Source organism: Streptomyces sp. NPDC085946, assembly GCF_044540485.1.
GTDB lineage: Bacteria > Actinomycetota > Actinomycetes > Streptomycetales > Streptomycetaceae > Streptomyces.
In genome coordinates, this window is the sequence record NZ_JBITSF010000019.1 from 23,354 (window position 1) to 37,402 (window position 14,049).

Sequence of the window (14,049 nt, forward strand, 5' to 3'; positions counted from 1 at the left end):
GCGGACGCACGGCGGTTCCCCCCTGGTTCGGCCCTGTCGGGCCCTGTCGGCCCTGGTCGGCTCTGGAGCTCGGTCAGTCGCTGGATCGGCCGTCCGGTGGTCTGCGGAGCGCCGGTGCGGCGCGGCGCCGCGGGACGGGCCCGGGAACGAGGGCGGCGAGGAGTACGGCCAGGACGGCGAGGAGGACGAGCAGGGGCGGCGCGGCCGGCGCGAGCTCCTCCCGCCACACCCAGCAGCCCACCGCGGTGAGATACAGAACTCCCCAGCGCCCCGGCCACGTCAGCCGTCCGTCCGCACGCGCGAGCAGCGAGCCCAGCGGCACGAGGCACAGCAGCTGGCAGGCCGGCGGCACCCACCGCAGCAGCGGCTCGGGCCCGGCGAGCCCCGTCGCGTCCGCGAGGGAACCGGCCGTCCGGGCGTACAACGCTCCGTCCACCGGCGGGGGTTCCCACCCGAGCGCGACGGGCGCGGCGTACAGCGCGAGCAGCGCGGCCCCCAGCGCCGTCCCGGGCAGCCAGGGGTCGCGCCGGGCGCGCAGCGTCACCGCGGCCGCGAACACGACGAGCAGCAGGGCGCCCGCGGCCAGCGCGGCGAGCGGCAGGCCGGTGAGCAGCCGACGGCCCGTCAACTCGCCGGTGGGCGCGCCGTCGCCGGGCCGCGGCAGGCCGGCCAGTGTCCCCCAGAACACCACGGTGGCCAGGGCGAGCACGGACCAGAGGACGCCCGCGAGACGGCGTTCCGAGGTGGCGTCGGGCGGGGGCGGGAGGGGTGGGCGGGGCGGGCTCGCGGGTGCCTCGCCGGCCTCCTTCGACGGTGCGGGTGCGGTGCCCGGGGCCTCGCCGCTCCCGCCCCCGCCGGCCGGCTCGCCCGCCCCGGCCGCTTCGGCCGCTTCGGCCGCTTCGGCCGCCGCCGTGCCGTCGGCTCCCGCGGCCCCGGCTCCCCCGTCCCGGCCGGTCTCCCGGCCGGACCCGGGGGGATGCGGCCGTACGATCACCGCCAGCGTGTCCGCCTGCAGCGCCTCGCGCTCGTAGCCGGGGCGCCCGATGAACAGCGTGACCGTGTCCTCGTCGGTCTCCTCGTGCGCGTGCGCGGCGCGGCGGGCCCAGCTCGTGCCGTACCCGGCGGTGGCGTTCAGCCGGGCCCAGCGGGTGCCGTAGGCGGGGGTGCCGGAGGAGAGGGCGGCGGAGGAGGGGATGCCGGAGGAGGGGGTGGCGTGACCGGGGCCGGCGGGAGCGGAGGGAACGGGGTCGGAGGGGACCGGGTCGGAGGGGGCGGGGGCGCGTCCCGCGGGCGGGTCGCGGCGCAGCGCCGAGCGCAGCCCGACGACGGAGACGCCGGCGATCAGCGTCATGCTGATCAGCACCGCCCAGCCCGCCCCCGCGATCCCCGCCGGGGTGAACAGCACGGCCGCGCTGCCCAGCACCAGCGTGCACATGGCGCCCTGGAGCGCGGCGAGCACCCCGGTGCGCCCCTGCACGCGCAGCACGCCGATGTACAGCTCCACCACCACCCTCGGCAGCGCGCCGAGGGCCAGCAGCCGCAGCACCGTGGAGCCGTGCTCGGCGTAGTCGGGGCTGAAGGGGGCGAGGATCTGCGGCGCGAACACCACCAGCACCAGCACCACCGGCACCAGCAGCAGCGTCATGCGGCGCAGCGCGCCCCGGACGCCGTCGGCGAGCCGGCGCGGATCGTGCGAGGCGTGCGCGGTGAGCGAGGAGGCCATGTTGATGGCCATGAACTCCATCGTGCCGCCGACGGTGTACGCCACGTAGAAGTAGCCGTTCTCGGCGGCGGTGAAGCGGACCGCGACCATCACCGGCAGCAGGTTGATCATCGCCAGGCTGAACAGCGCGCCGAGCGAGTCGCCCGCCAGGAAGCGGCCCATCTCCTTGACGGCGGGCGGCTCCAGGTGGCGGTCCGCGGCGGCCTGGCGCGGGATCAGCCTGCGGAAGATCAGCCAGCCCAGCGGCAGCGTGGAGAAGGCGATCGCCACGGCCCAGGACACGAAGATGCCGAGCACCGGCAGGGCACCGGCGAACACGACGAGGAGGACCAGCTTCCCCACCGAGAACAGCGCGTTGCCGGCCGGCACCCACTCGGCCTTGCGCAGCCCGGTCAGGACACCGTCCTGGAGGGTGAGCAGCGCCCAGGCCACGCACGCAGCGACGAACACCGCGCCCGCCAGGGGCGTGCCGAGCGGCGCGTAGGAGGCGCCCCACAGGTCGAGCGTGAGCAGGAAGACGGCCGCCGCCAGGGCGACGACCAGCGAACTCGCCGCGTACGTCCCCCACACCAGCCGGCCGGTCCGGCGGCCCGCGCGGGGCACGAACCGCACCACGGCACCGATCATCGTCGTCGCCGTGATGCTGGCGAGCAGCCGCATCGCGGCGATGGCGGCGGAGCCCTGGCCGACCGCGTCCTCCGCGTAGTACCGGGCGGCCACCAGCCAGAAGCCCAGGCCGAGCACGGCGGACACGCCGGTGCTGAGCATGAGGAAGTAGGCGTTCTTGAACAGCGAGTCCGAGCCGTGCCCGCTCGCGGCGGGCCGCGGCTCGTCGTGGGGGCGCGCCGCGGCGTGTTCGTGCACCTGGGCCTCAGCCACGGGTCGGGCCCCGCCCTCCGGCCGCCGGGCCCGGCCGGGCCCGGCCTCCCGGGACCTCGACCGGGCGTGCCCCGGACCGCTCCAGCACCTCCACGACGTCCCGGGCCCGCAGCGGATCGACGGGCAGCGCGTGGCGCGCGAACCAGCGTGCCGCCCCGGGGGCGGGCGAGAGGTCGGTGAAGTCGGGGCCCGCGTAGTCGTCCAGCGGCGGGTCGTAGAGGTAGCCGACGGTGATGCCCCGCCGGGCGAGCGCCGCGATCGCCGCGTCCCGGTCCGCCACGAACAGCGGCACCCGGAACAGCGGCTGCACCTCCCCGGCCGGCTTCGCCCACCGCGTCGACAGCAGCAGTCCGGTCCCCGCCCGGCAGGCCTCCAGCACCTCGTCCAGCCGGTCGAGCCTGCGCGCGATGCGCCGCAGCCGCAGCCGGCCGGCGGTGGCGCGGTAGTCGTGCATGTCGACCCGCACCCACGGGTCGTGGCCGTCCAGCCCGGGTGCGGACGCGGCGGCGCGGGCCAGCTCGGCCGGGCGCAGCGGCATCCGGATCTCCTCGCGCTCCGTACGGCGCAGCATCCGCAGGGTGGCCCGGGCGGCGCGCCGCAGCCGCAGGCCGCGCACCGCCGCCTCCGCGTACGGCCGTACCGCGTAGGCGAGTTCGGCCGTCGTCCGGCGCGGCAGGAGCAGGTCCGCGCAGGTCCGCTCCACCGCCTCGCGCAGGCCCGGGCGGGCGAGGGCGAGGAAGCCGCCCGCCTGGGCGCCGACGTGCTTGGACAGGCTGAAGGCGGCGGCGTCCCCCCACGCCCCGACCGGCCGGCCCCCCACCTCGCTGCCGATGGCGTGCGCCGCGTCCTCGAAGAGCGGGATGCCCAACTGGTCGCACACGGCCCGCAGTCGGGGCGCCGGGTCCGGATTCCCGTACAGGTTCGTGGTCAGGACGGCGGACAGCGACGCCCACGTCCTGTCCGGTACGGCATCGACGTCGATGGACGCGTCGAGCGGGTTCAACGGCGCCTGCACGGGCCGCAGTCCGGCGGCGCGCACCACGAAGAACATGACGTCGTCGTTGACCGGCGCCATCAGCACCCGCCCGCCGGGCGGGCACCAGTGGCGCAGCGCCACGTACAACCCGAACCGGCACGACGGTACGTACACACAGTCCCGGCCGAGCCGGCCGCGCATGGTCTCTTCCAGCCGTTTCGGCTGCGAGCCCGGGCGCGCCGAGCCACGGCCGGCCTCCCCACTGGCCATCCGCCCCCCTGGTGTGCCCTGGACCGCCCCCTCCCCGAGGCCGTCCGGCACCCGCCCAGAGTCGCCCCGTTCGCACCGCTCCGTCAAGATTGCCTCCCGTTCCGTGGACGACTTCCGGTGCGCGAGCGACGGCGGAGCACCATGCGCCGGCCCCGCGCCGCCGGAGCCCCCCTGATCACCGCCCGGCGGATCTGCCCAGAACAGGCGTGCCACACGTAACGTGTGGGCCGACCCACGGACACGTGGAGCACCTGGCGCACACGAAAGCGAGGCAGCACCCCATGCCCCCCTTCGATGTCCCCGAGGGCGACCCCTTCGGACCGCACAACCTGCCGTACGGCGTGTTCTCGCTCCCCGGCTCGTCGGAGCGGACCGTGGGCGTCCGGCTCGGCGACCACGTCCTCGACGCGGGCGCCGCGGCCCGTGCGCTCGGCTCCCCGTACGCCGCCCTGCTCGCCCGGCCGACCCTGAACCCCCTGCTGGCGGCGGGCCGCACGGCCTGGTCCGACGTCCGGCGCGCGCTGACGGCCTGGGTGACGGTGCCCGCGCACCGGGAGACCGTCGCGCCCCTGTTCCACCCGCTGTCCTCGGTGACCCTGCACCTCCCCTTCGAGGTCGCGGACTACGTCGACTTCTACGCCTCCGAGAACCACGCCCGGAACGTCGGCCGGATCTTCCGCCCCGACGCCGCCGACTCCCTGACCCCCAACTGGAAGCACCTGCCGATCGGTTACCACGGCCGTTCCGGCACGGTCGTGGTGTCCGGCACGGACGTCGTGCGCCCCTCCGGCCAGCGCAAGGGACCCGCCGACGCGGCCCCCGTCTTCGGGCCGTCCGTCCGCCTGGACATCGAGGCGGAGGTCGGCTTCGTCGTCGGCGTCCCGTCGCGGCTGGGCCGGCCGGTGCCGCTGACCGACTTCCACGAGCACGTCTTCGGCCTCTGCCTCCTCAACGACTGGTCCGCGCGCGACCTCCAGGCCTGGGAGTACGTCCCCCTCGGCCCGTTCCTCGGCAAGTCCTTCGCCACGTCGGTGTCGGCGTGGATCACCCCGCTGGACGCCCTGGAGGAGGCGCGGGTGGCACCGCCGGAGCGGACCCACCCGCTGCTGCCCTACCTGGACGACGCCGCGCTGGACCCGGCCGGCTACGACCTGCGCATCTCCGTCGCCGTCAACGGCCACGTCGTCTCCGAGCCCCCCTTCGCCACCATGTACTGGACGGCCGCCCAGCAGCTGGCCCACATGACCGTCAACGGCGCCTCGCTGCGCACCGGCGACCTGTACGGCTCGGGCACGGTGAGCGGCCCGGCCGAGCGCGAGCGCGGCTCCCTGCTGGAACTCACCTGGAACGGCCGCGACCCGCTCGACCTCCCCGACGGCAAGCGGACGTTCCTGGAGGACGGCGACGTGGTGACCCTGACGGCCTGGGCGCCGGGGCCGGGCGGGCTCCGGGTGGGGCTGGGCGAGGTGACGGGGCGGGTGGTGCCGGGCTCGTAGCCCGTGCCCGGGTGACGGGGCGGGTGGTGCCGGGCTCATAACCCGTGCCCGGGTGACGGGGCGGGTGGTGCCGGGCTCGTAGCCCGTGCCCGGGTGACGGGGCGGGTGGTGCCGGGCTCATAACCCGTACCCGGGTGACGGGGCGGGTGCCGGCTGAACGCCCTTACCCGGGTGAGGTGACGGGGTGGCGGGATCGCGGGCCGAGGGCCCGTGCCCGGGTGAGAGGGCGGGCGGCGTCGGGGCGAGGCCCCGCGCAGAGGTGACGCGGCGGGGAGTGCCGGGCCCGAGCCCCGTACCCGAACACCCCGTGTCCGCGTCCGATGTGCGCCGACCCCTGACTCGCACCGCCCGTCGCCGTCATACTGGGCGTCGGGCGGTGCCGTGCCCGGCACGCACCACGCGTCGCGCGTCCGCCGCGCGCGACGGCCCGGGGCACACGGCCGTGGGACCGGGGACGCACCGCCCCAGCACGACCCGAAGCCGCCCTTCTTCCGACCAGGAACCGGAGCCCGTGGCATGACCGTCTGCCTGCTCCTGCTGAGCGTTGTCGCCGTGACGGCCGCCGTCCCCGCCCCGCGCGCCCTGACCCGGGCCGCCTGGCCCGAGCGGGAACCGGTGGTCGGGCTGTGGGTGTGGCAGTGCCTGGTCGCCACCGTGCTGCTGTGCTGCGTGACGGCCCTCGCGCTGGGCGCCGCCGCCGTCTTCGGCACCGTCCGCGCCCAGCTCTTCGCGCCGGCGCCGCCCGCGGTGACCGCGGCGTACGACCTGTCCTCCGCCCCGTTCTGGGCGACCGCCCTCACCGTGCTGCTGGCGTGCGGCGCCGCCTGGACGACCGCGATGCTGGCCCGCGAGCTCGCCGAGGCCCGCCGCCGCCGCTCCCAGGCCCGGGCCCACCTGCGCGAACGCGCCCCCGACCTGCCCGTCGGCCTGCCCGCCGCCCGGGGGCCCCTGCTGGTCCTGGAGGACGAGTACCCGGACGCCTGGTGGATGCCCGGCAGCCCGCCGCAGCTGATCGTCACCACCGGCGCGCTGCACCGCCTCACCGACCACCAGCTCGACGCCGTCCTCACGCACGAGCGCGGCCACGCCCGCGCCCGCCACGACTGGCTGCTGCACCTGTCCACCGCCCTGGCCACCGGCTTCCCCCGCATCCCGCTCTTCGCCCACTTCTGCGACCAGACCCACCGCCTGGTCGAACTGGCCGCCGACGACACCGCCTCCCGCCGCTGCGGCCACCTCACCACCGCCCTGGCCCTGATCGAGCTCAACCAGCACCGCGGCGTCCTGTCCTGCGCCTCCAGCCACCGCCTCCTGGGCGAGCGGGTGGACCGCCTCCTGGAGCCGCCGCCCCGGCTGGGCCGCAGGCACCGCGCCCTGACGACGACGGTGGCGGCCCTGGTCCCGCTGCTGCCCCTGCTGATCGTCTTCGCGCCGGGGCTGACGGCCCTGGGCTGACCCCCGGGCGCGTGGACGGCGAGGGCGCCGGGAGCAGCCGGACCGGACGTCCAGCCGGCCGCCGCGGCCGGGCGGGCGGCGCCCGCGGCACCGGGCCGGGAGCGCGGGCAGGCGGCGCCCGCGGCACCGGGCCGGGAGCGCGGGCGGGTGGCAGATCTTCCCGGCGACCGGACGAACGCCCAGCTCACGGCGGCATCCGACGCACCCCCACATGGCGCAACACTCCGGCAACACCACTATTCCGACCGGATGGCTAGGGTTCCGGTCATGCCACCGACCGACCGCATCCGGGACCACGCCGGCCAGGGCGCCGCGACCACCGTCGCCGCCCACCGCGCGCGGCGCCGGCTGCGCGCCGACCGGGCCCGGCAACTCGCCGACCTGCTCCGCCACCAGCTGCTGACCGACGCCTTCCCCGACGGCACGCTCCCGCACGAGAACACGCTCGCCGCCGACTACGGGGCCTCCCGCAACACCGTCCGCGAGGCCCTTGACCTGCTGCGCGCCGAGGGCCTGGTCGAACGCCAGCCCGGCGTCGGCACCGTGGTCGTGGCCCGCAAGTACCCGCACGGCCTGGACCGCCTGATGGGCCTGGCGGAGACCCTCCGCGAACACGGCCGGGTCACCAACGAGGTCCGCACGATGGGCCCCGCCCCGGCACCCGCGCCCGTCGCCGAACGCCTCCGCGTCCCGCCCGGCACGGACGTCCTCTACATCGAACGCCTGCGCCGCCTGAACGGCCTGCCCCTCTCCCTCGACCTCACCTACATCCCCCTCGACATCGGCGGCGCCCTGCTCGGCGCCGACCTGGAGAACACCGACGTCTTCCGCCTGCTGGAGGCCACCACCGGCCGGCGCCTCGGCCACGCCGAGATCACCCTGGAGGCGGTCAACGCGGACGCCCACTCCGCCGCCGTCCTGCAGGCCCCGCGCGGCGCGGCCGTCCTCATGCTGGAGCGGCTCACGCACCTGTCGGACGGCCGCCCGGTCGACCTGGAGTTCATCCGCTTCCGCGGCGACCGCATCACGATGGGCGGCCTGCTGCACCGCTCGCTCTGACGCACCCCCTCCGCACGACCTTCCTGGAGACAGCCATGCCCTTGGCGCCCCAGCGGGCCGACGTGCCCGTGACCATCGACGAGTCGAAGTGCATCGACGGCTGCACGCTCTGCGTGGACATGTGCCCGCTGGACTCCCTCGCCATCGACGAGACCAACGGCAAGGCCTACATGCACGTCGACGAGTGCTGGTACTGCGGCCCGTGCGCGGCCCGCTGTCCCACCGGAGCCGTCACGGTCAACATGCCCTATCTGCTCCGGTGAGAGGCCACAACCCCGATGAAGCACACAGCAGCCGCCGCGGCGGTCCTCCTGCTCGCCCCGCTCACGGCCTGCGGCGGCGGCGCCGAGGCCGGTGACGGCTCCACGGTCACTGTCACCGTCGGTTACCAGTCCAAGACCATCAACACCGTCACGGCGGGCACCCTGCTGCGCTCCCTCGGCTTCTTCGAGAAGCAGCTCGGCGCCCTCGGCGACGGCGTCACCTACAAGGTGAACTGGCAGGACTACGCCACCGGCGCCCCCATCACCGCCCAGATGACCGCCGGGAAGATCGACATCGGCTCGATGGGCGACTTCCCGCTGCTCATCAACGCCGCCCGCGGCAAGCAGCTCGACCGCCCCACCCACCTGGTCTCCGTCACCGGCTACAACCTCCGCGGCGGCCTCAACACCGTCGTCACCGCCCCCGGTTCCGAGCTCGCCTCCCTGAAGGACCTGAAGGGCCGGAAGGTGTCGACGAGCGTCGGCTCGGCCGCCGACGGCACGCTCGTCCGCGCCCTGCAACGCGCCGGCCTCGACCCCGACCGGGACATCGAGAAGCTCAACCAGCAGCCCGCGGTGGGGGCGTCCGCCCTGGCGGCGGGCAGCGCGGACGCGCTGTCGCAGTTCGTCGCCTGGCCCGGCCTGCTCGCCCACCAGGGCAAGGCGAAGGCGCTGTACGACGGCGCGCAGCTGAACCTGCCCACCTTCCACGGCGTCACCGCCCGCGAGGACTTCGCCGACCGGCGCCCGGCCGTGCTGGAGGCGTTCCTCAAGGCCCAGGCGGAGGCGACCGACTACCTCGACGACCATCCGGTGGCCGCCGCCGAGAAGGTCGCCGACGCGACGGGCCTGCCCGCGGAGGTCGTCTACCTCTACAACGGCGCTCACGGCATCGCCACCTTCGACCCGGCGATCCGGCCGCAGCTCGTCTCCGCACTGAAGCAGGACGTGGCCGTCCTGAAGTCCGCCGGGCTCACCGGCGACGTGGACGTGGACGCCTTCGTCGACGACCGGTACGTGAAGAAGGCCCTCGGCACCGCGGCGTACGCCGAGCGCCTGGCCGCGCGGCCCGCACCGGCCAGGAGCGAGGTCTGGCCCGAGGGCGCCGACAGGACCACCACCTTCGCCTCCCCTTCCCTCCTGCTGCGTCACGTGGCCCGGCACCCCGACGGGGTCCGCGCCGCCTACGTCCCCGACGCCACCACCGGCACCCAGTGGTTCGCCGACAAGGCGGTGTGGGTGGCCGACGGCGACGAGCTGCTGCCCTTCGTCGCCCCGGAGACCGCCCAGGCGTACGTCGCGGACCACGGCGGGGCGCGCGTCGTCACGTACGCCGACGCCCTGGAGCGGGCGTCGTGACCCGGTACGCGCTGCGGCTGGTCTCGCTGGCCGGCGCCCTGGGCCTGTGGCAGCTGCTGACCGGCCTGGACGTCGACCTGTGGCTGCGCTTCTCGCAGTTCCCCACGGTCACGGACGTGGCCGGCGCCTTCGCCGGCCGGCTGTCCGGCCCCGACTACTGGACGGACCTCACCGACAGCCTCACCCGGATCCTCACCGGTTTCCTGCTGGCCGCCGTGCTGGGCGTGGCCGCGGGCGTGCTCGTGGCGCGCTCGCGGCTCGCCGAGGACCTGCTCGGACCGCTGCTGGAAGTGGTCCGCCCGATCCCGGCGATCGCCCTCGTCCCCGTCGCGATCCTCCTGTTCCCCTCCAACGAACAGGGCATCGTCTTCATCACCTTCACCGCCGCCTTCTTCCCGGTGCTCGTCTCGACCCGGCACGCGGTCCGCGCGCTGACCCCCGTGTGGGAGGAGGCGGTGCGCACGATGGGCGGCGGCCGGTGGCGGATCCTCGCCTCCGTCGTGCTGCCGGGTGCCCTGCCCGGCGTCTTCGGCGGCCTGTCGGTCGGCATCGGCGTCTCCTGGATCTGCGTGATCTCCGCCGAGATGATCTCCGGCCAGTACGGCGTCGGTTACCGCACCTGGCAGGACTACACGGTCGTCGACTACCCGGGCGTCTTCGTCGGGATGGTCACCATCGGCGTGCTGGGCTGGCTCACCTCCACGGCCGTGGAACTGCTCGGCCGCCGCCTGACCCGCTGGCTGCCCCGCACGTCGTACCTCCCCGGCGTCCGCCCCCGGCCCGCCCGGGCCCAGGCGCCCGCCCCGCCCGTGCCCGCCGGCGTCCGCACCCGGCCCGCATCCGAGGAGACCCGCGATGAGCACCTCGTCTGAGACGGCGCGGAGCGAACGCACCACCCGCACCGGGACCGCCGGGACGGCCGGGCGGGCGGGGCAGGCCGGTGCGCCGGTGCGCGGCACCCGGCTCTCCCTGACCGGCGCCGATCTCGGCCGCCCCGGCTCGCCCGCCCTGCACGGTATCGACCTGGACGTCGCCCCGGGCGAGATCCTCACCGTCGTCGGCTCCTCCGGCTGCGGCAAGTCGACCCTGCTGCGCACCCTGGCCGGCCTGCTGCCGCCCCTGGCCGGGTCGGCCGAGCAGGACGGCCACCGCATCGACGGCCCGGCGGCGGACCGCGCCCTGGTCTTCCAGGAGGACGCCCTCCTGCCCTGGCGGACCCTGCGCGCCAACGTCGAACTCCCCCTCGCCATCCGGGGCCTGCCGCGCCGCGACCGCGGGGAGCAGGCCCGCACCTGGCTGGACCGGGTCGGACTGGCGGCCCAGGCACGGCAGTTGCCGCACCACGTCTCCGGCGGCCAGCGCCAGCGCGCCCAACTGGCCCGTGCCCTCGCCGCCCGGCCGCGCGCCGTGCTGATGGACGAACCGTTCGGCGCGCTCGACGCCCAGACCCGCGCCGGCATGCAGGACCTGCTGGTGGAGGTGTTGCGCGGCACGGGCGCCACCGTCGTCTTCGTCACCCACGACGTGGACGAGGCCCTGTTCCTCGGCGACCGCGTCGCCCTGCTCGGCGCGGGCCGCCTCCTGTCCGTACGGGACGTACCGCGCCCCCGCGACCGCGCGGCGCACGACGACCCGGCGCGCGCGGCGCTGCGGCGCGACGTCCTGACCTCGCTCACCACCTGAAAGGCACCCCGGTGGACACCCTTCTGGAGATCCCGGCCCTCACGGACGCGGAAGAGCTCTCCTGCGACGTCCTCGTCGTCGGCGGCGGCACCGCCGGCACCATGGCGGCCCTCACCGCCGCCGAGCACGGCGCGAACGTGCTGCTGCTGGAGAAGGCACACGTCCGCCACTCCGGCGCCCTCGCGATGGGCATGGACGGCGTCAACAACGCGGTCGTCCCCGGCCGCGCCGAACCCGACGACTACGTCGCCGAGATCACCCGCGCCAACGACGGCATCGTCGACCAGTCGACCGTCCGCCAGACGGCGACCCGCGGCTTCGCCATGGTGCAGCGGCTGGAGTCGTACGGGGTGAAGTTCGAGAAGGACGAGCACGGCGCGTACGCGGTCCGGCAGGTGCACCGCTCCGGCTCGTACGTGCTGCCGATGCCGGAGGGCAAGGACGTCAAGAAGGTCCTGTACCGGCAGCTGCGGCGGCGCGAGATGCGCGAGCGGATCCGCATCGAGAACCGGGTGATGCCCGTGCGCGTGCTCACCGCCGGCGGCCGGGCGGTGGGCGCGGCCGGCTTCCACACCCGCACCGGGCGGTTCGTGACCGTCCGCGCGGGCGCGGTGATCCTCGCGACCGGCGCCTGCGGCCGCCTCGGCCTGCCCGCCTCCGGCTACCTGTACGGCACCTACGAGAACCCCACCAACGCCGGCGACGGCTACGCCATGGCCTACCACGCGGGCGCCGACCTGACCGGCATCGAGTGCTTCCAGATCAACCCGCTGATCAAGGACTACAACGGCCCGGCCTGCGCCTACGTCGCCAACCCCTTCGGCGGCTACCAGGTCAACCGGCACGGCGAGCGCTTCGTCGACTCCGACTACTGGTCGGGCCAGATGATGGCGGAGTTCGCCGCCGAGGTCGCCTCCGACCGCGGCCCGGTCTACCTGAAGCTCAGCCACCTCCCCGAGGAGTCGGTCGCCGCCCTGGAGTCGATCCTGCACTCCACCGAGCGCCCCACCCGCGGCACCTTCCACTCCGGCCGCGGCCACGACTACCGCACGCACGACGTCGAGATGCACATCTCCGAGATCGGCCTGTGCGGCGGCCACTCGGCCTCGGGCGTGCGGGTCGACGACCACGCCCGCACCACCGTCCCCCGGCTGTACGCGGCCGGCGACCTGGCCTGCGTCCCGCACAACTACATGATCGGCGCGTTCGTCTTCGGCGACCTGGCGGGCGCGGACGCGTCCCGGTACACGGCGTACGACGGGGAGCTGCCGGGCGACCAGCTCCGCGAGGCGCACGAGCTGATCTACCGCCCGCTGCGCCACCCCGACGGCCCGCCGCAGCCCCAGGTCGAGTACAAGCTGCGCCGCTTCGTGAACGACTACGTGGCCCCGCCTAAATCCGGGGCCCGGCTGTCGCTGGCCCTGGAGGCGTTCGAGCGGATGCGCGCCGACGTCGCCGCGATGGGCGCCCGCACCCCGCACGAGCTGATGCGGTGCGCCGAGGTCACCTTCATCCGCGACTGCGCGGAGATGGCCGCCCGCGCCTCCCTCGCCCGCACGGAGTCGCGCTGGGGCCTCTACCACGACCGCCTCGACCACCCCCACCGCGACGACGCCTCCTGGTTCCACCATCTCGATCTGCACAAGTCTCCCTCCGGTGCGATGGAGTTCACGGCCCGTCCCGTGGCTCCCTATCTGGTGCCGGTCGACGGTCTGGTCCCGGTCGGCGGCCCGTCCCGTCACCTCGGCGAGGTCCACGCCGAGGACGTGGCGACGGCCGGGTCGCGGGACGTGGCGCCGGTGGCGGCCCGGAGCGGGACGGCCCCGGCCGACGCGGCGCGGCCGGAGCGGACGGACGCCGCGGCGCCGCCCCCGCTCCCCGGGCCGGCCGCCGGGCGCTCCTCGGCCCGCCTCCTCGAACTCGTCGCCCTCGCCGAGGACGAACCCGGACTCGACGCCCTGCGGCCCTATCTGGCGGACCCGTCGTCCGCCGTCCGGCGGGAGGCCGTCACCGTCCTGACCGAGACGCTGCCGCCGGGCACGGGCCCCGCCCTCGCCGAGGCACTGCGCGACCCCGCCGCCGAGGTGCGGGCCGCCGCGGCCGCGTCACTGCGCGAACTCGTCGAGACGCTGCCGCCGGAGCCCGCCCTGCGCGACGGCCTGCGGGCCGCGCTGGCCGGGTCCGACCCGGTCGTCCGCGCCGCCGCGCTGGACGTGCTGCGCGCCCTGCGCCTCGGGGACGCCGGCCTGTTCGCCGCCGCCCTGGCCGACTCCGACACCGGCGTGCGCATCGAGGCGGTGCGCGCCCTGGTGTCGGTCGACGCCGCCGACGAGCTGGCCCGCGCGGCGGCCGCCGACCCCTCCCGCGAGGTCCGCGTGGCGCTGGCCAAGGGCCTGGCCACGGTCGCCGCCGGACGCCTCGGCCCGGACGCCCCGGCCGGCCCCGGCACCGGTGCCGTGCGCGCGGCCCTGACCGCTCTCCTCGACGACCCGGACGCCCTGGTGCGCGGGGCCGCCTACGCCGCCCTGGGCACCACGGGCTGCCCGGCGCCGCTGGCCGTCCGCGCCGTGGCCGCCCTGTCCGACCCCGCCTGGCAGGTCCGGGCCGGAGCCGCCACCGCCCTGTCCGTCACCGGTCCCGGCCGGGCCGTCCCCGCCCTCGCCCAGGCCCTGGCGGACCCCAACGCCGACGTCCGCAAGGCCGCCGTGCTGGCCCTCACCCGCCACCGCGACGCGGAGGGCGCCCTCGCGGCGCTCGCCGCCGCCACGACGGACTCGGACGCGGACGTCAGGGCGTACGCGGCGAAGGCGCTGTGAGCCCGCCGACGTGCTGCCGTGGCCCGGAGCGTCCGCCCCGCCGGTGAAGGCCTCCCGCTCCGGCGGCTCG

The 14,049-nt window shown here is 76.0% G+C and carries 10 protein-coding genes; 8 read left to right on the top strand and 2 right to left on the bottom strand.

Annotation, left to right across the window (positions count from 1 at the left end; all coding sequences use genetic code 11):
* Window positions 1-73: 73 nt before the first annotated feature.
* Together ACIF8T_RS30065 and ACIF8T_RS30070 are read right to left on the bottom strand one after the other, a co-directional pair.
* Window positions 74-2,602: a lipopolysaccharide biosynthesis protein gene (locus ACIF8T_RS30065; RefSeq protein WP_400039262.1), complete on the bottom strand. Its 2,529-nt coding sequence runs from the start codon at window positions 2,600-2,602 to the stop codon at window positions 74-76.
* Window positions 2,595-3,848, bottom strand: coding sequence for a DegT/DnrJ/EryC1/StrS family aminotransferase (locus tag ACIF8T_RS30070; RefSeq protein WP_400039263.1), 1,254 nt, complete (start codon window positions 3,846-3,848; stop codon window positions 2,595-2,597). The genes ACIF8T_RS30065 and ACIF8T_RS30070 overlap by 8 nt, the downstream gene beginning before the upstream one ends.
* Before the next feature lie 281 nt (window positions 3,849-4,129).
* Between ACIF8T_RS30070 and fahA the strand changes: the two genes are divergently transcribed.
* The 8 genes from fahA to ACIF8T_RS30110 all read left to right on the top strand — a co-directional run bounded on the left by fahA (window position 4,130) and on the right by ACIF8T_RS30110 (window position 13,979).
* Window positions 4,130-5,344 carry a fumarylacetoacetase gene (gene fahA / locus ACIF8T_RS30075; protein ID WP_400039264.1) on the top strand — a complete coding sequence of 405 codons (1,215 nt, stop codon included), beginning with the start codon at window positions 4,130-4,132 and terminating at the stop codon, window positions 5,342-5,344.
* Window positions 5,345-5,860: 516 nt separating this feature from the next.
* Window positions 5,861-6,799 carry a M56 family metallopeptidase gene (locus ACIF8T_RS30080; protein ID WP_400039265.1) on the top strand — a complete coding sequence of 313 codons (939 nt, stop codon included), beginning with the start codon at window positions 5,861-5,863 and terminating at the stop codon, window positions 6,797-6,799.
* A 267-nt stretch (window positions 6,800-7,066) separates the two neighbouring features.
* Window positions 7,067-7,858 carry a GntR family transcriptional regulator gene (locus ACIF8T_RS30085; RefSeq protein ID WP_400039266.1) on the top strand — a complete coding sequence of 264 codons (792 nt, stop codon included), beginning with the start codon at window positions 7,067-7,069 and terminating at the stop codon, window positions 7,856-7,858.
* A gap of 35 nt (window positions 7,859-7,893) precedes the next feature.
* Entirely contained in the window at window positions 7,894-8,121 is a 228-nt protein-coding gene (locus tag ACIF8T_RS30090) for a ferredoxin family protein (protein WP_031166915.1), read from the top strand.
* A 15-nt stretch (window positions 8,122-8,136) separates the two neighbouring features.
* Window positions 8,137-9,480: an ABC transporter substrate-binding protein gene (locus ACIF8T_RS30095; RefSeq protein WP_400039267.1), complete on the top strand. Its 1,344-nt coding sequence runs from the start codon at window positions 8,137-8,139 to the stop codon at window positions 9,478-9,480.
* On the top strand, window positions 9,477-10,352 hold the full coding sequence (locus ACIF8T_RS30100; RefSeq protein ID WP_400039268.1) for an ABC transporter permease: 876 nt from the start codon (window positions 9,477-9,479) through the stop codon (window positions 10,350-10,352). Before ACIF8T_RS30095 ends, ACIF8T_RS30100 begins: the two co-directional genes overlap by 4 nt.
* On the top strand, window positions 10,336-11,163 hold the full coding sequence (locus ACIF8T_RS30105; RefSeq protein WP_400039269.1) for an ABC transporter ATP-binding protein: 828 nt from the start codon (window positions 10,336-10,338) through the stop codon (window positions 11,161-11,163). Before ACIF8T_RS30100 ends, ACIF8T_RS30105 begins: the two co-directional genes overlap by 17 nt.
* A gap of 11 nt (window positions 11,164-11,174) precedes the next feature.
* Entirely contained in the window at window positions 11,175-13,979 is a 2,805-nt protein-coding gene (locus ACIF8T_RS30110) for a fumarate reductase/succinate dehydrogenase flavoprotein subunit (protein ID WP_400039270.1), read from the top strand.
* The last annotated feature ends 70 nt before the right edge of the window (window positions 13,980-14,049 follow it).